The sequence below is a fragment of the Streptomyces sp. NPDC093544 genome, from assembly GCF_040683495.1.
Classification (GTDB): domain Bacteria; phylum Actinomycetota; class Actinomycetes; order Streptomycetales; family Streptomycetaceae; genus Streptomyces.
On record NZ_JBFBEA010000004.1, the window covers coordinates 129,491 to 154,053 of the forward strand.

General features: G+C 69.7%; 20 protein-coding genes. 4 read left to right on the forward strand and 16 right to left on the reverse strand.

Annotation, left to right across the window (positions count from 1 at the left end):
• Positions 1–142: 142 nt before the first annotated feature.
• The 7 genes from topA to bldG form a co-directional block, all read right to left on the reverse strand.
• Positions 143–2,956, reverse strand: coding sequence for a type I DNA topoisomerase (gene topA, locus AB0N66_RS06790; RefSeq protein ID WP_365429721.1), 2,814 nt, complete (start codon positions 2,954–2,956; stop codon positions 143–145).
• Between the two features lie 236 nt (positions 2,957–3,192).
• A complete protein-coding gene (locus AB0N66_RS06795) occupies positions 3,193–3,390 on the reverse strand; it encodes a hypothetical protein (protein WP_365429723.1) in 198 nt (65 codons plus the stop codon).
• Between the two features lie 336 nt (positions 3,391–3,726).
• Positions 3,727–5,244, reverse strand: coding sequence for a methyltransferase (locus tag AB0N66_RS06800; protein WP_365429725.1), 1,518 nt, complete (start codon positions 5,242–5,244; stop codon positions 3,727–3,729).
• 317 nt (positions 5,245–5,561) lie between these two features.
• Positions 5,562–6,158 carry a small secreted protein gene (locus tag AB0N66_RS06805; RefSeq protein ID WP_365429727.1) on the reverse strand — a complete coding sequence of 199 codons (597 nt, stop codon included), beginning with the start codon at positions 6,156–6,158 and terminating at the stop codon, positions 5,562–5,564.
• A gap of 248 nt (positions 6,159–6,406) precedes the next feature.
• Positions 6,407–8,812, reverse strand: a complete 2,406-nt coding sequence (locus AB0N66_RS06810) for a sodium-translocating pyrophosphatase (protein WP_365429729.1) — start codon at positions 8,810–8,812, stop codon at positions 6,407–6,409.
• Between the two features lie 319 nt (positions 8,813–9,131).
• Entirely contained in the window at positions 9,132–9,569 is a 438-nt protein-coding gene (locus tag AB0N66_RS06815) for an ATP-binding protein (protein ID WP_365429731.1), read from the reverse strand.
• Between the two features lie 128 nt (positions 9,570–9,697).
• Positions 9,698–10,051, reverse strand: coding sequence for an anti-sigma factor antagonist BldG (bldG, locus tag AB0N66_RS06820; RefSeq protein WP_266457251.1), 354 nt, complete (start codon positions 10,049–10,051; stop codon positions 9,698–9,700).
• An 80-nt stretch (positions 10,052–10,131) separates the two neighbouring features.
• On the opposite strand from bldG, the gene AB0N66_RS06825 reads away from it, so the two are divergent.
• Both AB0N66_RS06825 and AB0N66_RS06830 read left to right on the forward strand, forming a co-directional pair.
• A complete protein-coding gene (locus AB0N66_RS06825) occupies positions 10,132–12,585 on the forward strand; it encodes a DEAD/DEAH box helicase (RefSeq protein WP_365429733.1) in 2,454 nt (817 codons plus the stop codon).
• Between the two features lie 198 nt (positions 12,586–12,783).
• A complete protein-coding gene (locus AB0N66_RS06830; RefSeq protein ID WP_365430230.1) occupies positions 12,784–13,947 on the forward strand; it encodes a 4-hydroxybenzoate 3-monooxygenase in 1,164 nt (387 codons plus the stop codon).
• A 4-nt stretch (positions 13,948–13,951) separates the two neighbouring features.
• On the opposite strand, the gene AB0N66_RS06835 is transcribed toward AB0N66_RS06830, so the two are convergent.
• The 7 genes from AB0N66_RS06835 to ssd all read right to left on the reverse strand — a co-directional run bounded on the left by AB0N66_RS06835 (position 13,952) and on the right by ssd (position 19,225).
• Positions 13,952–14,392 (reverse strand): Rv3654c family TadE-like protein, encoded by a 441-nt coding sequence (locus AB0N66_RS06835; RefSeq protein ID WP_365429735.1) that lies wholly within the window; start codon positions 14,390–14,392, stop codon positions 13,952–13,954.
• Positions 14,393–14,499: 107 nt separating this feature from the next.
• Complete coding sequence (locus AB0N66_RS06840; protein ID WP_365429737.1) at positions 14,500–14,946, reverse strand: TadE family type IV pilus minor pilin; 447 nt, start codon at positions 14,944–14,946, stop codon at positions 14,500–14,502.
• Complete coding sequence (locus AB0N66_RS06845) at positions 14,933–15,142, reverse strand: DUF4244 domain-containing protein (protein ID WP_365429739.1); 210 nt, start codon at positions 15,140–15,142, stop codon at positions 14,933–14,935. Before AB0N66_RS06845 ends, AB0N66_RS06840 begins: the two co-directional genes overlap by 14 nt.
• An 89-nt stretch (positions 15,143–15,231) precedes the next feature.
• The gene (locus AB0N66_RS06850; RefSeq protein ID WP_365429741.1) at positions 15,232–16,014 is read right to left on the reverse strand and encodes a type II secretion system F family protein; all 783 of its coding nucleotides are present in this window, start codon (positions 16,012–16,014) and stop codon (positions 15,232–15,234) included.
• Positions 16,011–16,886 (reverse strand): type II secretion system F family protein, encoded by an 876-nt coding sequence (locus AB0N66_RS06855; protein ID WP_365429743.1) that lies wholly within the window; start codon positions 16,884–16,886, stop codon positions 16,011–16,013. The genes AB0N66_RS06850 and AB0N66_RS06855 overlap by 4 nt, the downstream gene beginning before the upstream one ends.
• A 39-nt stretch (positions 16,887–16,925) precedes the next feature.
• The gene (locus AB0N66_RS06860; protein WP_365429745.1) at positions 16,926–18,134 is read right to left on the reverse strand and encodes a TadA family conjugal transfer-associated ATPase; all 1,209 of its coding nucleotides are present in this window, start codon (positions 18,132–18,134) and stop codon (positions 16,926–16,928) included.
• Complete coding sequence (ssd, locus tag AB0N66_RS06865) at positions 18,131–19,225, reverse strand: septum site-determining protein Ssd (protein ID WP_365429746.1); 1,095 nt, start codon at positions 19,223–19,225, stop codon at positions 18,131–18,133. Before ssd ends, AB0N66_RS06860 begins: the two co-directional genes overlap by 4 nt.
• Positions 19,226–19,802: 577 nt before the next feature.
• Here ssd and AB0N66_RS06870 point away from each other — a divergent pair.
• The gene (locus AB0N66_RS06870) at positions 19,803–20,636 is read left to right on the forward strand and encodes an HAD family hydrolase (protein ID WP_365429748.1); all 834 of its coding nucleotides are present in this window, start codon (positions 19,803–19,805) and stop codon (positions 20,634–20,636) included.
• Positions 20,637–21,068: 432 nt separating this feature from the next.
• Here AB0N66_RS06870 and AB0N66_RS06875 read toward each other — a convergent pair whose 3' ends face one another.
• Complete coding sequence (locus tag AB0N66_RS06875) at positions 21,069–21,893, reverse strand: oxidoreductase (RefSeq protein WP_365429750.1); 825 nt, start codon at positions 21,891–21,893, stop codon at positions 21,069–21,071.
• 101 nt (positions 21,894–21,994) lie between these two features.
• Between AB0N66_RS06875 and AB0N66_RS06880 the strand changes: the two genes are divergently transcribed.
• Complete coding sequence (locus tag AB0N66_RS06880; RefSeq protein ID WP_365429752.1) at positions 21,995–22,975, forward strand: ATP-binding protein; 981 nt, start codon at positions 21,995–21,997, stop codon at positions 22,973–22,975.
• Positions 22,976–23,005: 30 nt separating this feature from the next.
• Here AB0N66_RS06880 and AB0N66_RS06885 read toward each other — a convergent pair whose 3' ends face one another.
• Positions 23,006–24,277: a hypothetical protein gene (locus AB0N66_RS06885; protein WP_365429754.1), complete on the reverse strand. Its 1,272-nt coding sequence runs from the start codon at positions 24,275–24,277 to the stop codon at positions 23,006–23,008.
• Positions 24,278–24,563 lie beyond the last annotated feature (286 nt).

Here is a 24,563-nt window from a genome sequence, read left to right on the forward strand (position 1 = left end):
CCTGACAGCCTATCCGGACCCACTGACTCCCCGAAGGGGTGGCCGAACATACGCACGCCCCCACACCGAAAGGTGTAGGGGCGCACACGCGTCAGGCACACGAAGGTCGGTTGCCAGGAGGGCACCAGGCTCCCGCCACCTGCTATCCCTCCGAAGTCGCCGTCTTCTTGGCGGCGGTCTTCTTGGCCGGTGCCTTCTTGGCAGCCGTCTTCGAAGTCGTCGTCTTCTTGGCAGCGGTTTTCTTGGCAGGGGCCTTCTTGGTGGCCGTTTTCTTGGCGGGAGCCTTCTTCGCGGTCTTCTTGGCCGGCGACTTGGCGCGCTTCTCGGCGAGCAGCTCGAACCCGCGCTCCGGGGTGATCTCCTCGACACTGTCGTCGGACCGCAGGGTCGCGTTGGTCTCGCCATCGGTCACGTACGGCCCGAAACGGCCGTCCTTGACGACGACGGGCTGCCCGCTGACCGGGTCCGCGCCCAGCTCCTTCAGCGGCGGCTTGGCGGCCGCCCGCCCGCGCTGCTTGGGCTGGGAGTAGATCTCCAGCGCCTCTTCGAGGGTGATGTTGAAGAGCTGGTCCTCGGCGGTGAGGGACCGCGAGTCCGTGCCCTTCTTCAGGTACGGCCCGTAGCGCCCGTTCTGCGCGGTGATCTCCACGCCCTCGGCGTCCTTGCCCACCACACGCGGCAGCGACATCAGCTTCAGCGCGTCGTCCAGCGTCACCGTGTCGAGCGACATCGACTTGAACAGCGACGCCGTACGCGGCTTGACGGCGTTCTTGCCCGTCTTCGGGGTGCCCTCGGGGAGCACCTCGGTGACGTACGGGCCGTAGCGGCCGTCGCGGGCGATGATCTGGTGGCCCGTCACCGGGTCGGCGCCGAGTTCGAAGTCGCCGCTCGGCTTGGCGAGCAGCTCCTCGGCGAGCTCGACCGTCAGCTCGTCCGGGGGCAGATCCTCGGGGACGTCCGCGCGCTGGTGGTTCTCGGAGTCCTTCTCGCCGCGCTCGGCGTAGGGGCCGTAGCGCCCGACGCGCAGCATGATGTCGTTGCCGACCGGGAAGGACGACACCTCGCGGGCGTCGATGGCGCCCAGGTCGGTGACGAGTTCCTTGAGGCCGCCGAGGTGGTCGCCGTCGCCGTTCCCGGCGTCCGCGGCACCCCTTACGTCGCCCGCGCCGAAGTAGAACCGCCGCAGCCACGGAATGGACTGCGCCTCGCCCCGCGCGATGCGGTCGAGGTCGTCCTCCATCTTGGCGGTGAAGTCGTAGTCGACGAGCCGCCCGAAGTGCTTCTCCAGCAGGTTGACCACGGCGAAGCTCAGGAAGGACGGCACGAGGGCCGTGCCCTTCTTGAAGACGTAGCCGCGGTCGAGGATGGTCCCGATGATCGACGCGTACGTCGACGGGCGGCCGATCTCGCGCTCTTCGAGCTCCTTGACCAGGCTGGCCTCGGTGTAGCGGGCCGGGGGCTTGGTCGCGTGCCCGTCGACCGTGATCTCCTCGGCGGACAGCGGGTCGCCCTCGGCCACCTGCGGCAGTCGGCTCTCGCGGTCGTCCAGTTCGGCGTTCGGGTCGTCCGCGCCCTCGACGTACGCCTTCAGGAAGCCGTGGAAGGTGATCGTCTTGCCGGACGCGCTGAACTCGGCGTCGCGGCCGTCGGCGGACGTGCCCGCGATCTTGACGGTGACGGAGTTACCGACCGCGTCCTTCATCTGGGAGGCGACGGTCCGCTTCCAGATCAGCTCGTACAGCCTGAACTGGTCGCCCGTCAGGCCCGTCTCGGCCGGGGTGCGGAAACGATCACCCGAGGGGCGAATCGCCTCGTGCGCCTCCTGCGCGTTCTTGACCTTCCCGGCGTACGTCCGCGGCTTGTCCGGCAGGTAGTTGGCACCGTAGAGCTGCGTGACCTGCGTACGAGCGGCGGAGATCGCTGTGTCCGACAGGGTCGTGGAGTCCGTACGCATGTAGGTGATGAAGCCGTTCTCGTACAGCTTCTGCGCCACCTGCATGGTGGCCTTCGCGCCGAAGCCGAGCTTGCGCGAGGCCTCCTGCTGCAGCGTCGTCGTACGGAACGGGGCGTAGGGCGAGCGGCGGTACGGCTTGGACTCGACCGAGCGGACCGCGAAGTCCGTGTTCTCCAGGGCGGCGGCGAGCGCGCGGGCGTTCGTCTCGTCCAGGTGGAGCGTGTTGGCGCCCTTGATCTGGCCGAGCGAGTCGAAGTCGCGGCCCTGGGCGACGCGCTTGCCGTCGACGGCCGAGAGACGGGCGACCAGCTGCGAGGGGTCGGACGCGTCCCCGGTGCGGCCGGTGCCGAACGTGCCCGTCAGGTCCCAGTACTCGGCGGAGCGGAAGGCGATGCGCTCGCGCTCCCGCTCGACGACGAGGCGGGTCGCCACGGACTGCACGCGGCCCGCCGACAGACGCGGCATGACCTTCTTCCACAGGACCGGCGAGACCTCGTAGCCGTAGAGACGGTCGAGGATGCGGCGGGTCTCCTGGGCGTCGACCATGCGCTGATTGAGCTCGCGCGGGTTGGCGACCGCGGCGCGGATCGCGTCCTTGGTGATCTCGTGGAAGACCATCCGGTGGACGGGAACCTTGGGCTTCAGGACCTCAAGGAGGTGCCACGCGATGGCCTCGCCCTCGCGGTCCTCATCGGTGGCGAGGAAGAGTTCGTCGGAGTCCTTCAGCAGGTCCTTGAGCTTCTTGACCTGGGCCTTCTTGTCAGCGTTGACCACGTAGATCGGCTGGAAGTCGTTGTCGACGTCCACGCCGAGGCGGCGCACCTCGCCGGTGTACTCCTCGGGCACTTCCGCAGCGCCGTTGGGAAGGTCACGGATGTGCCCGACGCTCGCTTCGACGACATAGCCGGGGCCGAGATAGCCCTTGATCGTCTTCGCCTTGGCAGGCGACTCGACGATGACGAGTCGGCGGCCGCCGTGTGCGGTGTCGCTGGTCGGGGACAACTTCGCTCTTCTCTCCGGTCGACGCGGGGGATCTCCCCAGGCCTTGCTCCCGGGGGTCGGATGGTGCTGACGCTGCGGAGTGTGACGGTACATCCCGCCCCCGTGTCAAACGGGAAAAGCCCGCAACGGCCACTCGAACGGTAACCCGACTACCGCCATTCCTGCCGCCCGGAGTGTCGACCAGCCGTTTCGGCTCTATCCGGAGTGTGACCTCCCAGTTACCCAAGTCGTCGCCTTCACGCGCGCGTGATGCACCAGATCGCGAGCACCAATGCCCCCACTGCGGCGACGCTCGCGAGCGTCGCCGATGCGACGCGGTTCACACCGACGGCGACGGGCTCGCCGCGACGCAGCCTGGTCGCGGTCCAGGCCAGCAGTCCGCCTCCGAACAGCGCGAACACCGCCCCCGCGAAGATCGCCGGTCCGCTTTCCACGGTTCTGTCCTTCCGCCCGAGTCTTCAGGGTCGGGACGCTGACAGGCCCCAGCGGCGAGCACACGAACCCCCGGTGAACACGGGGCGGCCGACACCCCATGAGCCCGTCCGACCGCGCCACGAGTTCGGCACGGGCCGCCGCACCAACTCGTCTCGAACTTGTTGCTTCCGGCTTGTTGGCTCCGGGCTTCGGGATTCCGGTGCTTCCGGCTTCCGGCTTCCGGTGCTTCCGGCTTCCGGCTTCCGGCTTCCGGCTTCCGGCTTCCGGCTTCCCGGTGTATCCGTACGCACCCAGCCGTACGGATACACCCCAGGCACCATGCCACCGGAACGCCGTCACCCCGCAGGCTCAAGGAACCCCTGCTCCACCAGCAGCCTGATCTGCGCGGGTGTCCGGTCCCGCAGCAACACCGGATCCTCGCCGACCAGTTGGGCGATGGCGTCCAGGATCCGGCCGGCGCTCAGTGTGCCGTCGCACACACCGGCGAAACCCGCGCCGACCGTGTCGACCTTCGTGGCCCGGCGCATTCCGCGGTTCTGACGCAGCACCACGTGCTCCGGGTCCTCGGCGCCGGGCAGCCCGACCTGCTCCTGGACGACCTCGACCGCGAGCCTGAAGTGCTCGGCGAGCAGGGCGGCGTCGTCGTGCGCCCGCAGGTAGTCGACGCGGTCGAAGTGCGCACGTACGGCCTCGCCGAGGGGCTGTTCGACGGGATGCGGCCACTCCTCGACCGTGATCGAGGGCTGGGCGGCCGCCGCTCTGCGCAGCGTGATCCACCCGAAGCCGACCGCCTTCACCTTGCGCGCCTCGAACTCGTCCAGCCAGGCGTCGTACCGCGCCTGGTACTCGGCGGGATCCACCCGGTGGTCGCCCGCGTCGCGCAGCCACAACTCGGCGTACTGCGTGACGTCCTGGACCTCGCGCTGCACGATCCACGCGTCACAGCCGCGCGGCACCCAAGACCGGAGCCGGTCCTGCCACTCCTCGCCCTCCACGTGCTGCCAGTTGGCCAGAAATTGCGCGTACCCCCCGTCCCTGAGGCGCTCCCCCGCCTCCTGAACGAGCGTCCGGCACAGATCGTCCCCGCCCATTCCGCCGTCGCGGTAGGTGAGCCGGGCGCCCGGCGAGATCACGAAGGGCGGGTTCGAGACGATCAGGTCGTACGTCTCGTCGGCGACCGGCTCGAAGAGGGAACCCTCCCGCAGGTCGGCGGCGAGGGCGCCGGAGAGGGCGAGGGTCAGCGCGGTGATGTGCAGCGCGCGCGGGTTGACGTCGGTCGCGGTCACGCGTGTGGCGTGCTGGGCGGCGTGCAGGGCCTGGATCCCGGAGCCGGTGCCGAGGTCGAGGGCCGACTCCACCGGCGTACGGACGGTGATGCCCGCGAGGGTCGTGGAGGCGCCGCCCACGCCGAGCACGACGCCTTCGTCCCGGCTGCCGATGCCGCCCGCACCCCCGACGGCACACCCCAGGTCGGACACGATGAACCAGTCCTGCCCGTCGGATCCGCCATAGGGCCGGATGTCCACGGTCGCGGCGACCTCGTCCCCGCCCACCTGCGTCAGCCAGCCGCTCTCCACGCAGTCCCCGACCGGCAGAACGTCCGCCACGCGCGCGCGGGGCACGGGCTGTTGCAGCAGGAAGAGCCGTACGAGCGTCTCCAGTGGCGTGTCCCCCCGGGTGGCCCGGAGCGCGGGCACGGTCTCACTGCGTGCCAGCGCCGCGTACGCGGGGGCGCCGAGCAGATCGAGCAGGCCATCGGCGGTGAAGGCCGCCCCGAGCAGGGCGTCGCGCAACCGGGCTGCGACGTCGGTACGGTCGGACGAGGGCAAGGTTGACAGGCTGGTGTGGCTCACGTCCCCCATTGTGTCCGCTCTCGCCGACGGGCGCGTGCGCCTGTGGACAGCCCCGCCGACCGCCACGTCCACCTGTGGACAAGTCCGTGCCGACTCCCCGTAGGCCTCTGGACAGCCAGAGCCGACCCCGCGTAAGCCTGTGGCCGGCCGGAGCCGCGCAGGGCACGCCGAAGGCCCGGCACGCGTGCGTACCGGGCCCTCTTTCGGTTGACGAACGATCGCCCTCCCGGGATCGGCCCGAACGATCGCCCTCCTGGGATCAGCCCAGGAGAATCGGCTTCGTCCGCATCAGCCCAGGAGAATCGGCATCGCCCGAATCAGCCCTGGGTCGAAGAAGGCGCGGCGGACGAGGAGGCGGACTTGCAGCTCTCCTGCGTCGCCATCGCCTTGCCGACGTCTCCCTCTTCGAGCTTCTTCAGGGCGTCGTTCCCGCTCTTGCTCAGCTCGCCCAACTGCTCGGCGACCCCGCTGAGTCCGTCCGCGAACTTCGCCTGGTCCTTGGTGTCGAGGGCGTCCGACTGCTTCACCAGGTCGGCGTAGGAGGTGGAGAGGCCGTTGAGCTCCTTGACCGCGTCCTCCTGCTTCTTCTTGCCGTCGTCGACGTCCGGGGGCCCGACGTTCTCGATACCGGTCGCCATCGTCTTGTAGGCGTCGGAGATGTCCTGGAAGCCCGTGGAGTCGGCCTTCTGCACCTCTTCCGGTGTGCTGTCGTCCGAGGTCTCCTGCTGGATCTGGGCGTTGGCCGCCGCGATCTTCTGGATCTGCGGCTGCACCGCGTCACAGACCTGCTTGGCCCAGGAGTTCAGCTTGTCGTTGCCGTCGTCGCTGCTGCATCCCGACAGCGCCAGTACCAGTACCGCACCGCCGGACAGTGCGGCCGCGAGCTTCTTGTTCACCGGATTGGTCCCTTCCATGGCTCTCGGCCCCGGAACATACACGGCATGCGCGCGACACTCGCACGTCGAATGTCCGCTTGAATACTTTTTAAAGCCATTTGCACCAAGCGAGAGAAGGCTCACGGAGACGGTGTGAACACACACAAGGCGGGCGGACGGCACGTGTGCACGCGCCATCCGCCCGCCCATTGCGTGGAACCCATGGGAACCCTTTGGGACCCTGACCAGGTGCGAGGCCAGGCACCGCCGGACTCCCTACGACGCCGCTACGACACCGCTGCGGGATCAGCCGACTTGGTCACCCTTTCCGCGTCGTCTTCGTCACCAACGGCGATCCCGCGCCGCTTGGAGATGTACACCGCAACGATGATGACAAGGAACGAGAGCACCGCGATCAGCACGCGCATACCCACGCTCTTGTCGTCGCCGTACGAGAACTTGACGACCGCCGGCGCGATGAGCAGCGCCACCAGGTTCATCACCTTCAGCAGCGGGTTGATCGCGGGTCCCGCGGTGTCCTTGAAGGGGTCGCCGACCGTGTCGCCGATCACCGTCGCGGCATGGGCCTCGCTGCCCTTGCCGCCATGGTGACCGTCCTCGACCAGCTTCTTCGCGTTGTCCCAGGCACCGCCCGAGTTCGCGAGGAAGACCGCCATCAGCGTGCCGGTGCCGATCGCCCCCGCCAGGAACGAGCCGAGCGCGCCGACCCCGAGCGTGAACCCGATCGCGATCGGCGTGAGTACGGCGAGCAGACCGGGCGTGGCGAGTTCGCGCAGCGCGTCCTTGGTGCAGATGTCGACGACGCGCCCGTACTCGGGTTTCTCGGTGTAGTCCATGATCCCGGGGTGCTCGCGGAACTGCCGCCGCACCTCGTAGACCACGGCCCCGGCGGACCGCGAGACCGCGTTGATCGCCAGCCCCGAGAAGAGGAAGACGACCGCGGCGCCCGCGATGAGACCCACCAGGTTGTTGGGCTGCGAGATGTCCATCATCAGGTTCATCGGCGCGCCCGGTCCCGAGACCTTCTCGCCGACTTCGTTCGCGGCCGTGAGGATCGCGTCGCGGTACGAGCCGAAGAGCGCCGAGGCCGCGAGTACGGCGGTGGCGATGGCGATGCCCTTGGTGATGGCCTTGGTGGTGTTGCCCACGGCGTCCAGGTCGGTGAGCACCTGTGCGCCCGCGCCCTCGACGTCACCGGACATCTCGGCGATGCCCTGCGCGTTGTCGGAGACGGGCCCGAAGGTGTCCATCGCCACGATCACGCCGACCGTGGTGAGCAGACCGGTGCCGGCCAGGGCCACGGCGAAGAGCGCCAGCATGATCGACGTACCGCCGAGCAGGAAGGCCCCGTACACGCCGAGGCCGATCAGCAGGGCGGTGTAGACGGCCGATTCGAGACCGATGGAGATACCGGCGAGGACGACGGTGGCCGCGCCGGTGAGCGAGCTCTTGCCGATGTCCCGTACGGGACGGCGGGTGGTCTCGGTGAAGTAGCCGGTCAGCTGCTGGATCAGCGCGGCCATGACGATGCCGATCGCGACGGCGATGACCGCGAGGATCCGCGGGTCGCCGTCCTTGGCCGAGATCGCGACGTCCGTGACGCCGTCGAGGTCGGCGTACTTGCCCGGGAGGTAGACGTACACGGCCACGGCCACCAGCACGAGCGAGATCACCGCGGAGATGAAGAACCCGCGGTTGATCGCGGACATGCCGCTGCGGTCGGAGCGCCGGGGCGCCACCGCGAAGATGCCGACCATCGCGGTGAGTACGCCGATCGCCGGCACGATCAGCGGGAACGCGAGCCCGGCGTCGCCGAACGCCGCCTTGCCGAGGATCAGCGCGGCGACCAGCGTCACGGCGTACGACTCGAAGAGGTCCGCGGCCATACCGGCACAGTCGCCGACGTTGTCGCCCACATTGTCGGCGATGGTCGCGGCATTACGCGGATCGTCCTCCGGAATGCCCTTCTCGACCTTGCCGACCAGGTCGGCGCCGACGTCGGCGGCCTTGGTGAAGATGCCGCCGCCGACACGCATGAACATCGCGATCAGCGCGGCACCGAGGCCGAAGCCCTCCAGGACCTTCGGTGCGTCGGCCGCGTACACCAGCACCACACAGGAGGCACCCAGCAGACCGAGCCCCACCGTGAACATGCCGACAACGCCACCCGTGCGAAAAGCGATCTTCATCGCTTTGTGCGAGACGGCGGTGAGATCCTTTTCCGGCTCACCCTCCGCCGGAGTCGCTTCCCTTGCCGCGGCGGCCACGCGGACATTGCTTCGTACGGCGAGCCACATACCGATATAACCGGTGGTCGCCGAGAACGCCGCGCCGATCAAGAAGAAGATCGACCGTCCGGCACGCTGATTCCAGTCGTCCGCAGGAAGCAGCATGAGCAGGAAGAACACCACGGCGGCGAATACCGCGAGGGTGCGCATCTGCCGTCCCAGGTAGGCATTCGCGCCCTCCTGGATGGCCCTTGCGATCTCCTTCATGCTGTCGGTGCCCTCGCCCGCCGCGAGCACCTGGCGTACCAGGACCCCGGCGACCACGAGCGCCGCGAGCGCGACGACCCCGATGACCATCACGATGAGACGGTTGTCGTCGGTCAGTACTGCGGCTGCGAAGGTTGTGGACTGGTCAAACCTCTGAGGGGTAGAAAGCCCCGCCATTCGTCCTCCTTGACGCTTGGACCGAGCTCAAGATGTGGACGGATTGTAGGTACCGGAACCTGATCAAAACAGTGGGCGGTAAACGGAATTAGCCTTCACATGCTCTTCAGCAAATGATCGCAGGGTGTCCATGGACCCCAAAAGAGGTAATGCCCCAAAACCGTTGACGCTTGATCAAATAATCGCGCCATTGATCGTGAATCAATTCACGAAAAGGCACGTAACGAGACGGCAGTGGCACCTGGGCATGCAAAAGGGCCCTGCTGAGCAGGGCCCTTTTGGTTACTTGCGCGGTTACGAGGGGCTACGGGGGACGTACTCAGGGAGCGAGCGTGGCCGGCGGCGTGGTCGGCCAGCTCATCCTGATCAGTCCGCCGTTCTCCCCGGCGGTGACCTCGACGTCGTCGACGAGGCCGCTGATGACAGCGAGCCCCATCTCGTCCTCCTCGGTCTCCGCGTCGGAGTCGCCGTGGGATGCGCCGGGCACCGACTCGCCGGGAGCCGTGCGCGGCGCTTCGTCGCCGACCTCGATGGAGAACTGCTTCTCCTCCTCGATCAGCAGCACCCGCACCGGCGCCGAGATGCCGCTGCTCTGGTGCAGCCCGACGGCTCGGGTGCAGGCCTCACCGACAGCGAGTCTGACCTCGTCGAGTACGGCCTCGTCCACTCCGGCCCTGCGCGCCACCGCTGCCGCCACCAGTCGGGCGGTCCTGACGTGCTCGGGCAGCGCGCTGAAGCGGAGCTCAACGGTGGCCATGCATCCCCCTCAGCTACGGGCGTGCTTTCGGAGGGCCGGGCCGCCAAGACCCGGTCCCCCCGTCTGTTGCTTCTGCCGTCGTGGGCGCGCGACTTCTGCCGTCCTTCGGCTCGCGGCCCAGGGACGGGTCAGTCGGTGGCGTTCACCGCTTCCTCGACCGAGGTGTGGATCGGGAACACCTTGGTGAGGCCGGTGATACGGAAGATCTTCAGAATGCGCTCCTGGTTGCAGACCAGGCGCAGCGAGCCCTCGTGGGCGCGCACACGCTTCAGGCCGCCCACCAGGACGCCGAGCCCGGTGGAGTCGAGGAAGTCCACGCCCTCCATGTCGACGACGAGGTGGAAACTGCCGTCGTTCACCAGCTCGACCAGCTGCTCGCGCAGCTTGGGCGCGGTATATACATCGATTTCGCCACCGACCTCGACGACCGTACGGTCGCCGTTAGGGCCGGACACACTGCGAGTCGACAGAGACAGGTCCACGAATCCTCCAGCACCTTGCTATCGAGCGGTCGCCCCACGGGACACCTCGGCAGAGCCCCCGGGACGGTTCGCCAGCCGCGATGGCATTCAATCACTTACCGGCAGGCGTGCACGACGCCTTGGCCCCATTGTCCGTCATGCCAGTGACACACTCGATGCCGATGGCCAAGAATCACCGATCCGATCGACCCTCGACGGACACCGCTTCCCGCCCCTCGCCGAGCACGGTCCTGGACCGTCTCGCCTCGGGGCCGAGCCGGGCTTCGCGCATCACTCATACGGAGCACTTGCCCCCTCGTGCGGGCCGCCATGCCGTCTGGCCCGACCGGATCCGCTCGGAGGTCATCGCCGCGGTGCAGGCCGCGGGCATCGAACACCCCTGGGCCCACCAGGCACTGGCCGCCGAACACGCCCTGGACGGCGAATCGGTGATCGTCGCCACAGGCACGGCCTCCGGCAAGTCCCTGGCCTACCTCGCCCCAGTCATGTCGGCCCTCCTGGACGGCTCCGAGGCCCCGAACGGCCGCGGCGCGACCGCCCTCTACCTCGCCCCGACCAAAGCCCTCGCCGCAGATCAGCGCCGATCTGTGAAGGAACTTTCACAACCTCTGGGGAACGCCGTACGCCCGGCCGTGTACGACGGGGACACCCCCTTCGAGGAACGCGAGTGGGTACGTCAGTACGCCAACTACGTCCTGACCAACCCCGACATGCTGCACCGCGGCATATTGCCCTCCCACCCCCGCTGGTCCTCCTTCCTCCGTGCCCTGCGCTACGTCGTCATCGACGAGTGCCACACCTACCGCGGTGTCTTCGGCTCCCATGTCGCCCAGGTCCTGCGCCGCCTGCGCCGCCTGTGCGCCCACTACGGCGCCTCTCCCGTCTTCCTGCTGGCCTCCGCGACCGCCGCCGAGCCCTCGGTCGCCGCACGCCGCCTGACCGGCCTTCCGGTGGTCGAGGTCGCCGACGACGCCTCCCCACGCGGCGAACTGGTCTTCGCCCTCTGGGAACCCCCTCTCACCGACTTGCACGGCGAGAAGGGCGCCCCCGTCCGCCGCACCGCCACCGCCGAGACCGCCGACCTCCTCACCGACCTCACCATTCAGGGCATGCGCTCGATCGCCTTCGTACGCTCCCGACGCGGGGCCGAGCTGATCGCGGTGATCGCCCAGGAACGCCTCGCCGAGATCGACCGCTCACTGGCCCGGCGCGTGGCCGCCTACCGCGGCGGCTACCTCCCGGAGGAACGCCGCGCCCTCGAACGCGCCCTCCACTCCGGCGAACTCCTCGGCCTCGCCGCCACCACCGCCCTCGAACTCGGCATCGACATCTCCGGCCTCGACGCGGTCGTCATCGCGGGCTACCCGGGCACCCGGGCCTCCCTGTGGCAGCAGGCGGGCCGCGCCGGGCGCTCCGGGCAGGGCGCGCTGGCGATCCTCGTCGCCCGCGACGACCCGCTGGACACCTTCCTCGTCCACCACCCCGAGGCCCTCTTCGACCAGCCGGTGGAGTCCACCGTCCTCGACCCGGACAACCCGTACGTCCTCGCCCCGCACCTGTGCGCGGCCGCCGCCGAGATCCCGCTCACGGACGACGACTTGAAACTCTTCGGCCCGGCGGCCGCCGGACTGCTGCCCCAGCTGGAGGCCGCGAAGCTGCTGCGCCGCCGCACGAAGGCCTGGCACTGGACCCGCCGGGAACGGGCCGCGGACCTGGCCGACATCCGCGGAGAGGGCGGCACGCCCATACAGATCGTCGAGGCCGGAACGGGCCGGCTGCTCGGCACGGTCGACGCCGGCGCCTCGCACACGACGGTCCACGAGGGCGCGGTCCACCTGCACCAAGGCCGTACCTACCTGGTGCGCAAGCTGGACCTGGAGGACTCCGTCGCCCTGGTCGAAGAGGCCAACCCGCCGTATTCGACGGTGGCCCGCGACACGACCGCCATCTCCGTCCTGGAGACGGACACCGAAGTCCCCTGGGGCCAGGGCCGGTTGTGTTTCGGCTCCGTCGAAGTCACCAACCAGGTCGTCTCCTTCCTGCGTCGACGTGTCATCACCGGCGAGGTCCTGGGCGAGACGAAGCTCGACCTCCCCCCTCGTACGCTCCGTACGCGTGCCGTGTGGTGGACGGTCACCGAGGACCAGTTGGACGCGGCCCGGATCAACCCGGAGATCCTCGGCGGCGCCCTGCACGCCGCCGAGCACGCCTCCATCGGCATGCTGCCGCTCTTCGCCACCTGCGACCGCTGGGACATCGGCGGCGTCTCCGTCCCGCTGCACCCGGACACCCTGCTGCCCACGGTCTTCGTGTACGACGGCCACCCCGGCGGCGCGGGCTTCGCGGAGCGCGCCTTCCACACCGCCCGCGCCTGGCTCACCGCCACCCGCCAGGCCATCGCCTCCTGCGAGTGCGACGCAGGCTGCCCGTCCTGCATCCAGTCCCCCAAGTGCGGCAACGGCAACGACCCCCTGCACAAACGGGGCGCTGTGCGATTGCTCACGGAGCTGCTGCGGGAGGCGCCGGAGGGCTAGGTGCTCCGGCTAGGTGCTCCGTCCGGGGAGGTTGTGGACGGTGACAGGGCCCGGGGCCTGTCCGGCGTGGTGATCTCTTTGGCGTTCCGGTCAGGCATTCAGGTGATTTCGGTACGACCATCGATTTTCAGCCACTTACCATCTGGTCCCGTCACAGACGGGAAGATTCGGCGGCGACCGGCCGAGCACGTGACCGATGTGGTCGTCCTCGGGGCGGGGCCGGCCGGGCTCGTGCTCGGCAACATCCTTGTGGACCGGGGGATCGACTGCGTCGTCCTGGAGCGGGCCGAGCGCACGCATGTGCAGACGCGGGCACGGGCCGGGTTCCTGGCCGCCGACACCGTGCGGATCCTGAATCGGCACGGTCTCGCCGAGGGGCGGCAACGGCACGGGCAGATCCACAGCACCTGCGAGTTCCGTACCGAGGACGGCCGGTTCCGGCTGGACTACAGCGAGCTCGGGCAGGGGGAGCGGCACACCGTCTACCCCCAACAGGACCTGGTGACCGACCTGTTGACACGGTTCCCGGAACGTGGCGGGCAGATTCGTTTCGGCTTCGAGGCCGTGGCCGTGCGCGACGCCGACAGGGAGCGGCCCGAGGTGGCCGTGCGCGAGGCCGACGGGCGGCCCGGCCTGTGGCGGGCGCGGTACGTGGCCGGCTGCGACGGGCGGCACGGCGTGGCCCGGCGTTCACTGCCGGCCGGCACGGTCCGCCACCACCGCGATCACGGTGTGACCTGGCTGGGGCTGCTCGCCGGGGCGCCGCCCAGTCTGGACGCCGTCGGCTACGCGGTGCACGAGCGCGGGTTCGCCGGGCACATGGCCCGCACCAGCGAGGTCACGCGCTACTACCTGCAGTGCGAGCGCGGCACCCCGGCCGACTCCTGGTCCGAGGAGCGGATCTGGGACGAGCTGGAGCTGCGGATGCGGGCCCGGGAGTACGGCCCGCTGCGCCGCGGACGCGTCGTGCAGCGTTCCGTCGTCCACCTGGAGTCCGACGTGCTCGAACCGCTGCGCCACGGCGCGCTGTTCCTCGTGGGCGACGCCGCCGGTCTGATCAGCCCGTCCGCCGCTAAGGGCGCCAATCTCGCGGTCCTCAAAGCGGCGGTCCTGGCCGACGCCATGACCGACGACCTGACCGCCGGGAATCCCGAGGGCCTCGACGCCTACTCGGCGCGGTGTCTGACGCACATCTGGCGTGCGCAGGAGTTCTCGCACTGGATGATCGCGCTGCTGCACGGCCCGTCCGGCGCGGTCGGCGAGTCGCTGTTCCACAACTCCCTGCGCCGCTCCCGCCTCTCCTCGCTGCGCACCTCGCGCAGCCACCAGGACTGGTTCGCCGAGTACTACGTCGGCGTATAGCCCGTCAGCCCGTCACCCTGCCCAGCTCCGCCCCGCGTACATCCTGTGTGGGTCCCGCTGATCCCACCTGCCCCGCAGGCCCCACCGGTCCCGCAGGCCCCGCCCTCGATCTCACCTCCGCCGCGAACGGCCCCCGGCCCGACGCCGCCGTGACGTCCGAGATCTCGCCGCCGACCGCGCACCGGACAAGTCGCGCGTGCTGGGCCCGTGCCACTCGGTCCGCCTCGTCGCAGGCGGCCGTTGCGCCGTCCATCCAGTGGTCCGCCGCCGCGAGCGCCGCCAAGTCGGCTGCTCCCGCCGCCCGGTGACGGATGAGGACGACCTGACCCATGGCCAGCACCACCCCGAACACCACGCACAGCACGGCGATCACCCCGACTGACCAGACGGTCGCCGACCCTCTGTCCGGCCCAGCCGGTATGCCGGACCTGCACGATGCGGCCAACCTGCCTGCCGTGCCCGACGGGTGGATCCGTCTGACGCGTCCGCTCCACCAAGTCGACCTGAGCCCCGCGCACCGCCGCCCCAAGACTGCGGTCCAACCACCTCCCGTCACCCCCCGCTCACCCCCACCGTCTCCTCCGCCAGAGCCACCGCCTCGTCGCTCAGCTCCAGGGTCAGCGCGTCGGGACCCGGGGCGCTCGCCGTGACCGTCACCCGGACCAGGTCGCCCTCCCGGCTCACCTCGACCCGCGCGCCCCGCGGTGCCGCGCGGCGCGTCGTCGTCAGGACCGCGTCGGGCGAGTCCTGGCGGGCCGCCGCGCGGGCGCCCGCCCTCGCCGCGTCCTGGCACTGGATCTGTGCGGAGGCGGCCAGCAGGGCCCAGACCAGCGCCATCGCGACGAGCACCAACGCGGGCAGCACCACGGCCGCCTCGGCGGTCACGAATCCCCGGTCCCGGCGGCCGAGCGGACCGCGGACTCCCCTTCCAGCCCGAGCCGGCCCCCTGACCACCGACGCAATCCGTCCCACCCCCACCCGCCGTTCACATCTGGACATTGAGCGCCCGCTCCACGATCCCCTGCAGCTCCGCGCTGACCTGCCCACTCGTCAGCACCTTGTAGAGCGCGGCCGCGAAGGCGACCGCCGCGATGATTCCCACCGCGTACTCGGAGGTGACCATCCCCTCATCCCTCCGCACCAGCCCACGAAGCCATGCCCGCATCCGCACCTGTACTCGTACTGCCTTGCTCATCTCAACCCCCGTAAGGTCCAAGCCAATTGATCACTTGTCGTTCACCGCACACCGCACACCGCCACCCGTCACCGGCCACCGGCCACCCGTCATCCATCACCCCCGCCCAACAGCCCGCCCGCCAGCCCGATCACCACAGGCAGCACGCCGATCGCGAGGAAGGCGGGCAGAAAGCACAGCCCCACCGGCGCGGTGACCATGACGGCCGCCCGACGCGCCCGCGCCGTGGCGGTGCGCCCCCACTCGGCGCGAGCCTCGGCGGCAAGACGCCCGACGGGCACGGCCGCCGGTACGCCCGACTCGCCCGCGCGCTCCAAGAGCCGCGCCAGCGGCCCGGCACCCGGTATCGACGCCAACTTCCGCCACGCCGCAACCGGTTCACTGCCGAGGCGCACCTCGGCCGCACCTCGTGCGAGCCGCTCCCCCACAGGTCCCCCCAGCGCCTCGCCCACGGCCTGAGCGGCCACCACGGGGCCTGCACCTGCCGCGACGCACGCTGCCAACAGATCAGCGGCAAGCGGAAGTTGTCGCGCCGCGCGCGCCCTGTCGTACTCCTCCGCCGGGCCAGGTCCCCGCCGCTGCCGCCACCGCCAGACCCCGAACCCGACCGCCAGACCCACCAGGCCCCCGGCGAAGCCCCCGACCAGCACCCAGCCGGCACACACGGCCCCCACCACGGGCAGCCACCGCTGCCCCACCCCCGCCAAGTCGAAGCTCCGCCCACTTGACGCCGTCTCCAGGGCAAGCAACTCAGCCAGCCTCCGACGCACCCTCCGTTCGCGTCGCGCCGCCCAGAGCGACCGCGCCAGCCATCCGAACGCCAGCACTCCACACACGGCCACCCCCAGCCTGTGGACAACTTCCGCGCTCATGCGGCCTCCGCTCCTCGCACGATGCGCAGGGCCCACCACAGGCCCACGCCCTCCAACACCCCGCCGATCAGCAGACAGGCCAAGCCCGGGCCGGTATGCAGCAGCACATGCAGCGGATCGGCGCCCAAGGCGGTACCGAGCAGGAGCCCCAGCACCGGCAGTCCCGCGAGCATCACCGCCGTGGATCGTGATCCGGCCAACTGGGCCCGTAGATCAGCTCTTTGGTCTCTCTCGGCACGCAACGCCCCCTCCAGCCGGTCGAGCCCCGCGGCAAGCCCCGCGCCCCGGTCCACGGCCACGCGCCAGCACGCGGCAAGCCCCACCAGTCCGTCAGCCCCCGGCTGCCGTGCGGCGTCGGTGAGCGCGCCCGGCACATCCCCGCCGAACCGCGCCGCCGCCAACACCACCGCCTGCGCCTCACCGAGCCCTGGCGAATCACGCGCCGCCCGGAGCAGGGCCTCACCCGGCTGCTTCCCGGCCCGCACCTCCCCGGCGAGCGCCCCGCACAGGCCGATCACCGCATCCCCCCGCCGCTCCAGCTCCCGCCGAGCCTCCGCGGCCCGCCGCACCCTCCCGAGCAGCGGCACTGCGGCCACCCCCAGAATCAGCGGCACCACGGATGTACCGATCAACGCGATCGCAAGCCCGGCGACCAGTGACCACCCTTCGACCCGCAACCGCCCTCGCAGCCGCCGCCATCCGATGAGCGCTTTCTCCCAAGGCGGCGGATCGGACCCCACCACTCCGCCGCCCGCGACCAGCAACCGCGCCCTGCGCGCCCCCGAGTCCCACCCGCCCATCAACCAGGCCGCCGCCCCGGCACACGCCATGGCCGCCCCGAACGACATCCCGGACATCTCACCGATCGCCATCCCACTCCCCGTTCCCGTTCCCGTCCCGACCGCGAGTCCTCACTGCCGCCCCTCGCTCCCGTCCCGAAGCAGCCCCTCCAGCCGCCCCCACCCCCGCTCGTACACGAAGGCCTCCGCGCCCCACCGCAGCGCGGGCACCGTCACCACCAGCCCCGACGGGTCCCGCTCCAGCACATGCACCTCGGCGATCCGCCGCCGCCCGGCCCGATCCCGTACGAGATGCAGGACCACCGACAACGCCGCCGCCAACTGGCTGTGCAGCGCGGCCCGGTCGAGCCCGGCGGCCGTGCCCAGCGCCTCCAGGCGGGCCGGCACCTGCGCCGCCGCGTTCGCGTGCACCGTTCCGCAGCCGCCCTCATGGCCGGTGTTCAGCGCAGCCAGCAGGGACACGACCTCCGGCCCGCGCACCTCGCCGACGACCAGCCGGTCCGGTCTCATCCGCAGGGCCTGCCGGACCAGGTCCTGGAGTGCGACGAGCCCGACGCCCTCCTGGTTGGCGGGCCGCCCCTCCAGGCGCACCACATGGGGATGGTCGGGCCGTAGCTCCGCCGAGTCCTCGGCGAGAACGATCCGCTCCCCGGGGCCGACCAGCCCCAACAGGGCGCTCAGCAGCGAGGTCTTGCCACTCCCGGTCCCCCCGCTGACCAGGAACGACAACCGGGCGTCCAGCAGCGCTCTCAACACCCTGTCCCCGCCGGGCGGTACCGTCCCGGCCGCCACCAACTCGTCGAGCGTGAACGCGCGTGGCCGTACGACCCGGAGGGACAGACAGGTCGAGCCGACGGCGACCGGCGGCAGTACCGCATGCAGGCGTGTGCCGTCCGGAAGCCGGGCGTCGACCCACGGCCGGGCGTCGTCCAGCCTTCGCCCGGCCACGGCCGCGAGGCGCTGAGCGAGACGTCGTACCGCCGCCGCGTCCGCGAACGAGACGGCCGTCAGCTCCAGGCCGCCGCCCCGGTCCACCCACACCCGGTCCGGCGCCGACACCAGTACGTCGGTGACCGACGGATCGGCGAGCAGCGGTTCCAGCGGGCCGCTGCCGACCAGTTCGGAGCGCAGTTGCTCGGCCGCACCGAGGACTTCGGCGTCCCCGAGCACCCGCCCCTGCTCGCGCAGCGCCTGCGCCACGCGCGCGGGGGTGGGTTCGGAGCCGCTCTCCGCGAGCCACTGCCGTACGCCGTCCAGCAGGCCCGTGCTCCCGCCGAGACCGGCGCCGCAGTCCATCCCCGTACCGGCGTCCCAGCTCATACGCCCCCGCCTTCCACCGGAACCCGCTGCCAGAAGGCCGCGCAGAACCGGGCGAGTGGCCCTCGCGCCGATCCCCCAGGGGGCACACCGCTGTCCAACAGCACTGGTTCGGCGGGTACTTCGCCCGCCAGTGGCAGCCCGAGCAGCCGTGCCACCTCTCGGTCGTCGAGGCCGGGGGCATACGGTCCGCGCACCGCGACCCGGAGATCGCGCAGGACCATGCCGACCGAGGACGCGACGCGTCCGGCCGCCGCGATGGCGCGCAGATCGGCGGGGACCACCAGCAGCCCGAGGTCGAGCTGGGCGAGGGCCTCGGCGACGCCTTCGTCGATGCGGCGTGGCAGGTCGACCACCACCGCGCCGCCGCGCCGTCTGGCTGCGGCCAGGACCGCCCGTACGGCCTGTGGCGGAATGGCGACGGAGTCGCCGCGATCCCAGCTCAGGACCCGCAGCGCGTGCAGTTCGGGCAGGGACTCCTCCAGGGCGCCGCCGCCGACCCGGCCGCGCGAGGCGGCGAAAGCCGGCCAGCGCAGGCCTTCGGCAGCCTCTCCGCCCAGGAGTACATCGAGTCCGCCACCCAGCGGATCCGCGTCCACCAGCAGGGTGCGGCGTCCCTCGCGCGCCGAGGTGACGGCGAGCGCGCAGGCCAGCGTGGACGCTCCGGCCCCGCCACATCCGCCGAGGACGCCGACGGTGAGCGCGGGCCGGCCGACTCCTTCAGCCACGTCGGCGATGCGGTCGACCAGCCATTGCTCGCCATCGGGCAGCATCAGGACGTGATCGGCGCCGATCTCGACAGCGCGCCGCCAGACGCCGGAGTCGTCCTGATCCCGGCCTACCAGCACCACTCCGCGTCTGCGCGCGGCCCCACGCACCCGCCGCGCCGCGTCGTCGCCGACCAGCACCAGAGGTGCTGTCTCCCAGCTGCCCCTGCGCTCCGGCACCCCGTGATGGACCTCTGGCCTGGCGCCCGCCGCGGCGCACAGGCGCAGCAGGTCGTCCAGTAGTACGGCGTCCTCCGTGACGATCAACGGTCCGCCCTGCCGCCCCTCGGCGGCGGGCGGCCGGTTGTCTGTGATGGCTCCCGCCACGATCTCCAGCCCCCTTCGCTGCTTCCTTCGCGGGGCCCTCTGCGGCCCCGCTGATTCCCGCTCGTGTGGAGACCGGCAACCGGCCTCCATATGAACTGCCGATACGAACCGGCCAAACACGCCCAACAAACCGAACCGGCCATGAACTTGCCGCGAGCGGAGCGCGCTGGAATCACGGTGCAGCGATCCTGGAAATCGTGTGGATCTTGGTCGATTTCTGTGGACAACTCAGAGGCTGTGAATATCGCCTTCACTCATACCGGTGAGGCCTGCGCGACTTCCACAGAGCAGCCCCACAGCTACGCACAGTGACGAATCAAGGGCATGCGAAAGGGGCGGCCATAGCCGCGACAACAAGGTTTGAGGGCCGCGCAAGGGAGGAGAAAACGCATCCGGACATGCGACGACCCCCGCCGGGGGGGAGAGCGGGGGTCGTCCCCACGGTCCGACTCGGGGGGGGGGGGAGGAGCCAGACCGGGTTAGCACGGTCGCGAACGATCCGTGACTTCCATGGTGTACCCGAGAGGCCTCTCAGGCAAACCCACACGCCTCACCTTACGCCGAATGGTGGGCGCCTATGCTCAGCCTCGTGGAAAACCACTCCTTGCCTCGAACAGCAGCCTTCTTTGATCTGGACAAGACGGTCATTGCGAAGTCGAGCACGCTCACGTTCAGCAAGTCGTTCTACCAAGGCGGCCTGATCAACCGCAGGGCTGCCTTGCGTACCGCATATGCCCAGTTCGTGTTCCTGGCGGGCGGCGCCGACCACGACCAGATGGAGCGGATGCGCAAGTACCTGTCCGCGATGTGCCGCGGCTGGAACGTCCAACAGGTCAAAGAGATCGTCGCCGAGACCCTGCACGACCTGATCGACCCGATCATCTACGACGAGGCCGCTTCCCTCATCGAGGAACACCACACCGCCGGACGCGACGTCGTGATCGTGTCCACGTCCGGTGCGGAGGTGGTCGAGCCGATCGGCGAACTGCTCGGCGCCGACCGCGTGGTGGCGACCCGCATGGTCGTGGGCGAGGACGGCTGCTTCACCGGAGAGGTGGAGTACTACGCCTATGGGCCCACGAAGGCCGAGGCGGTCAGGGAACTGGCCGAGTCCGAGGGATACGACCTCTCACGGTGCTACGCCTACAGCGACTCGGCGACCGACCTGCCGATGCTGGAGTCCGTCGGCCATCCGCACGCGGTGAATCCGGACCGCACACTGCGGCGCGAGGCCCTCGCACGCTCCTGGCCGATCCTGGACTTCAACCGTCCGGTCCGGCTGAAACAGCGACTGCCCACGCTGTCCGTACCGCCCCGTCCGGCACTCGTCGCGGTGGCCGCGATAGGAGCGGCGGCGGCCACGGCTGGACTCGTCTGGTACGCGAGCCGACGGCGCGCGACGGTGGCGTGATCGCGCCACGGACGACGTGATCCGTGATCGCATCACGTCACGCGTGCGCGGGCAGCACACTCCCGCCCGATTCGAACCCGTTTGAAACTAAAAGTAAAGAAGTGCATCCGGGGGTTCCGCTTCGTCAGGACCTGGAGTACAAAGGGTTTAACGGCCCGCGAGACCAAGGACATCCGAGAGGATCACCTTTAAACGCAACCAGGCCCCACGGACCGAGCATGAACACCGGGCACCCACGCGACGTCGACCCGTCGATTACGGGCCAGCCGCACCAGGAAACGGGCCACAGTTCCCGGCCTGATGGGCAACATTCGAGGACGCTTGGTAACCAGGTGAACATGCCAGCGGCGGTACGAGAACTCGTACCGCCGCAACCCTGTTCAGGGAGTTTTCCGCCCTCTTCATAGAGGGCTTTTTCATGACTTACGAGTCCTACGCCGCCCCGCGCTGAAGCGCCTCACAGACGGCCGTCGACTCCCTGGCCCCCAGTTCGACCGCCTTGCCGCAGTGGGCGATCCATGCCGCCATCCCCTCCGGAGTACCGGAGGCATAGCCATCCAATGCCGCCACATAGGCGGCGCGGCCCAGTTCGCCGTGTCCGACCTCGGCCGGACAGACGGACTTCGGGTCGAGGCCGCTGCCGATCAGGACAATGCGCTCGGCCGCGCGCGCGACCAGGCCGTTGCACGAAGCGAAGGGACGTAGGGCGAGGAGTTCGCCGTGGACCACCGCCGCCGTCACCAGGGCGGGGGCCGAGCCGCCCGCGATGATCAGCCGCGAGAGGCCTTCGAGTCGGCCGGCGACCTCACCGGCGTCCGGCAGCGGCAACTCGACGAGCGGCTCGTCCACCGGTTCGCCGTTCTGGCGCGGACGGCCGACCTCGTCACCCTTGTCCGCGGCCGCCACCAGATGCAGCCGGGCCAGTACGCGAAGGGGCGACTGCCGCCAGATGGACAGGAGTTGGCCCGCTTCGGCGGTCAGCCGAAGGGCGGCACCGACCGTGCGGCCCTCTTGGTCCGCGCTGAAGTCGGTGCGGCGGCGCACCTCTTCGAGGCCCCAGTCGGCGCCGGACAGTGCCGCGGATCCGCGTGCGCCACGCAGCGCCACCTCGGACGTGATCTCGTTGCTGCGGCGACGCATGATCCGGTGCCCGTAGACCCGGTCCACGGCCTTGCGCACGGACTCCACGGAGTCCGCCACCCCGGGCAGCGAGCCCAGGGCCGCGAGCGGATCGGCGGTCGCGCCTGTCGTACTCATGAGTACGACATTACGCAACCCGGTGCCGCGCCCCACGATGGAGTGGTCTTCTTCACGCGAGCAGTGCACCCAGGGCAATCATCCGACTACTCTTCGTGAACATGAAAATTGCTTTCGTTGGGAAGGGCGGCAGCGGCAAGACCACGCTGTCCTCGCTCTTCGTCCGCCACCTCGCGGCCTCCGGGGCGCCGGTCGTCGCGGTGGACGCCGACATCAACCAGCATCTGGGAGCCGCGCTGGGCCTCGATGAGGCGGTCGCCGCCGAGCTGCCCGCCATGGGCGAGCAGCTCCCGCTGATCAAGGAATACCTCCGCGGCACCAACGCCCGCATCACGTCCGCCGAGACGATGATCAAGACAACCCCGCCCGGCGAGGGGTCGCGACTGCTGCGGGTGCACGAGGACAATCCGGTGTACGACGCCTGCGCGCGGCGGGTGGAACTCGACGGCCGCGCCATCCGTTTGATGGTCACCGGCCCGTTTACCGAGGCCGATTTGGGAGTGGCCTGCTACCACTCCAAGACCGGTGCAGTGGAGCTCTGCCTGAACCATCTCGTCGATGGCCAGAGCGAGTACATCGTCGTCGACATGACGGCGGGCTCGGACTCCTTCGCGTCCGGCATGTTCACCCGGTTCGACATCACGTTCCTCGTCGCCGAGCCGACCCGGAAGGGCATCTCCGTCTATCGGCAGTACAAGGAGTACGCCCGCGACTTCGGCGTCGACCTGAAGGTCGTCGGCAACAAGGTGCAGGGCCAGGACGACATCGACTTCCTCCGCACCGAAGTCGGTGACGACCTCCTTGTCACGGTCGGGCATTCGGACTGGGTGCGCTCCATGGAGAAAGGCCGCTCGCCCCGGTTCGAGCTCCTGGAGGACGCCAACCGTCGCTCCCTGCACACTCTCCAGAGCGCCGCGGACGCCACGTACGAACTACGCGACTGGGAGCGCTACACGCGCCAGATGGTCCACTTCCACCTGAAGAACGCCCGCACTTGGGGCAACGAGAGAACCGGGGCGGACCTGGCGGCGCAGGTCGACCCCGGCTTCGTACTCGATGAGGGACTGGTGGCTACGGCTTGAGCAACGGCCCGCAGGGGACCGGAACCACCGCTACGGCTTGACCGCCGGCGCCCCGGGGACGCCCTTCGGGGCCGGGGCTGGGCGGCCCGAGAGGAGGGACGCCCAGCCCTGCTTCGGGGTCTCGCCGACCTTGAGGCCGCGGAGCTTGTCCAGGGCGGCCGGGTCCTGGACGTCGAGCCAGTCGGCGAGCTGCCGGAAGGAGACGCAGCGCACGTCGGACTTGGTGCAGACGCGCTCGATGACCTCGTCGATGGCACGCATGTAGGTGCCGCCGTTCCAGGACTCGAAGTGGTTGCCGATGATCAGGGGCGCACGGTTGCCGTCGTAGGCGCGGTTGAAGCCCTTGAGGAGGCCGTCACGCATCTGGTCGCCCCAGTACTCGTGCTTGTCGGGGTCGCCCTGGGTCGTGGTGCCGGACTGGTTGACCATGAAGTTGTAGTCCATGGTCAGCTGCTCGTAGGAGTGCCCGGGGAAGGGCACGAGCTGCATCGACAGGTCCCAGAGGCCCTCCTTCTTCTTGGGCCAGACCTGGTCGTTGACGCCGCTGGTGTCGTAACGGAAGCCCAGTTGATGGGCCGCCTTCATGAAGTTCTTCTGCCCTTCCAGGCACGGCGTGCGGGCGCCGACGAGTTCCTTGTCGTAGTCGAAGGGCAGCGGAGACGCCTTCTTCATGCCCGTGTTGGTCTTCCAGGACTTCACGAACGACTTCGCCTGGGCGATCTCGTCCTTCCAGTCCGCGACCGACCAGTTACCGACCCCGCCTTCGGTACCGCAGAAGTGACCGTTGAAGTGCGTGCCGATCTCGTTGCCCTCCAGCCACGCACCGCGCAGCTGCTTCACGGTTTCCTCGATGCCCGCTTCGTCGTTGAAGCCGATCTCCGAGCTGCCCGGCGAGTGCTGCGGCGGCTTGTAGAGGTCACGCTTGTCCTCCGGCAGCATGTACACGCCGCTCAGGAAGTACGTCATCGTGGCCTTGTTGGCCTTGGAGATCTTCCGGAAGTGCGAGAAGAGCTTCTGGCTGTCCTCGCCGGCGCCGTCCCACGAGAAGACCACGAACTGCGGGGGCTTCTGCCCGGGCTTCAGCCGCTCCTGTCGTGGCAGATGCGGCTGCGCGCCGGTGTACGAAGTGGAACCGTCGCCGATCAGGCGGACCGCGCTCTTGGGCGCCGGGGCCCCCGCCGCTTTCTTCGCGCCGTGCGCGCCTTCCTTGGAACCGGTCGTGTCGAGCGCGCAACCGGCGAGCGCCGTGGCGCAGGCCGCGGCGAGTGCTACGCCCGCGGCGATCCTCTGGGTGACGGCCATCTTCCGCCCGCCTTCTTCCTTCAGTCTCGGCAACGCTGATGAGCGTTTTCTGGGGTTATGCACGGCTATGCGCCGACAGTGCCGTCAAGGTCGCACGAGGCCGAGGTTGAATAAGTACGACAAGCCGATCAATTGCCTGGTTCACTCCCGGGGGTGAACTAATGCCCCATTTGCCACTATTTTCCGCACGAAGCCTTTACTCTGCATTACGATCTGTTTACCGAGCGTTGAAAATCCCGCCGCTGCACGCCGTGACCCACGGCCGCGATCCGCCCCCCACCTCACC

Excerpts from the sequence above, each read along its gene's own strand:
- AB0N66_RS06875 (WP_365429750.1), bottom strand. The coding sequence starts at position 21,893 with ATGAGTACGACAGGCGCGACCGCCGATCCGCTCGCGGCCCTGGGCTCG.
- AB0N66_RS06840 (WP_365429737.1), bottom strand. The coding sequence starts at position 14,946 with ATGTCCAGATGTGAACGGCGGGTGGGGGTGGGACGGATTGCGTCGGTG.
- AB0N66_RS06845 (WP_365429739.1), bottom strand. The coding sequence starts at position 15,142 with ATGAGCAAGGCAGTACGAGTACAGGTGCGGATGCGGGCATGGCTTCGT.
- AB0N66_RS06855 (WP_365429743.1), bottom strand. The coding sequence starts at position 16,886 with ATGGCGATCGGTGAGATGTCCGGGATGTCGTTCGGGGCGGCCATGGCG.
- AB0N66_RS06810 (WP_365429729.1), bottom strand. The coding sequence starts at position 8,812 with ATGGCGGGGCTTTCTACCCCTCAGAGGTTTGACCAGTCCACAACCTTC.
- AB0N66_RS06825 (WP_365429733.1), top strand. The coding sequence starts at position 10,132 with ATGGCATTCAATCACTTACCGGCAGGCGTGCACGACGCCTTGGCCCCA.
- AB0N66_RS06805 (WP_365429727.1), bottom strand. The coding sequence starts at position 6,158 with ATGGAAGGGACCAATCCGGTGAACAAGAAGCTCGCGGCCGCACTGTCC.
- AB0N66_RS06885 (WP_365429754.1), bottom strand. The coding sequence starts at position 24,277 with ATGGCCGTCACCCAGAGGATCGCCGCGGGCGTAGCACTCGCCGCGGCC.
- AB0N66_RS06850 (WP_365429741.1), bottom strand. The coding sequence starts at position 16,014 with ATGAGCGCGGAAGTTGTCCACAGGCTGGGGGTGGCCGTGTGTGGAGTG.
- AB0N66_RS06870 (WP_365429748.1), top strand. The coding sequence starts at position 19,803 with ATGCTCAGCCTCGTGGAAAACCACTCCTTGCCTCGAACAGCAGCCTTC.
- AB0N66_RS06860 (WP_365429745.1), bottom strand. The coding sequence starts at position 18,134 with ATGAGCTGGGACGCCGGTACGGGGATGGACTGCGGCGCCGGTCTCGGC.
- AB0N66_RS06880 (WP_365429752.1), top strand. The coding sequence starts at position 21,995 with ATGAAAATTGCTTTCGTTGGGAAGGGCGGCAGCGGCAAGACCACGCTG.
- AB0N66_RS06815 (WP_365429731.1), bottom strand. The coding sequence starts at position 9,569 with ATGGCCACCGTTGAGCTCCGCTTCAGCGCGCTGCCCGAGCACGTCAGG.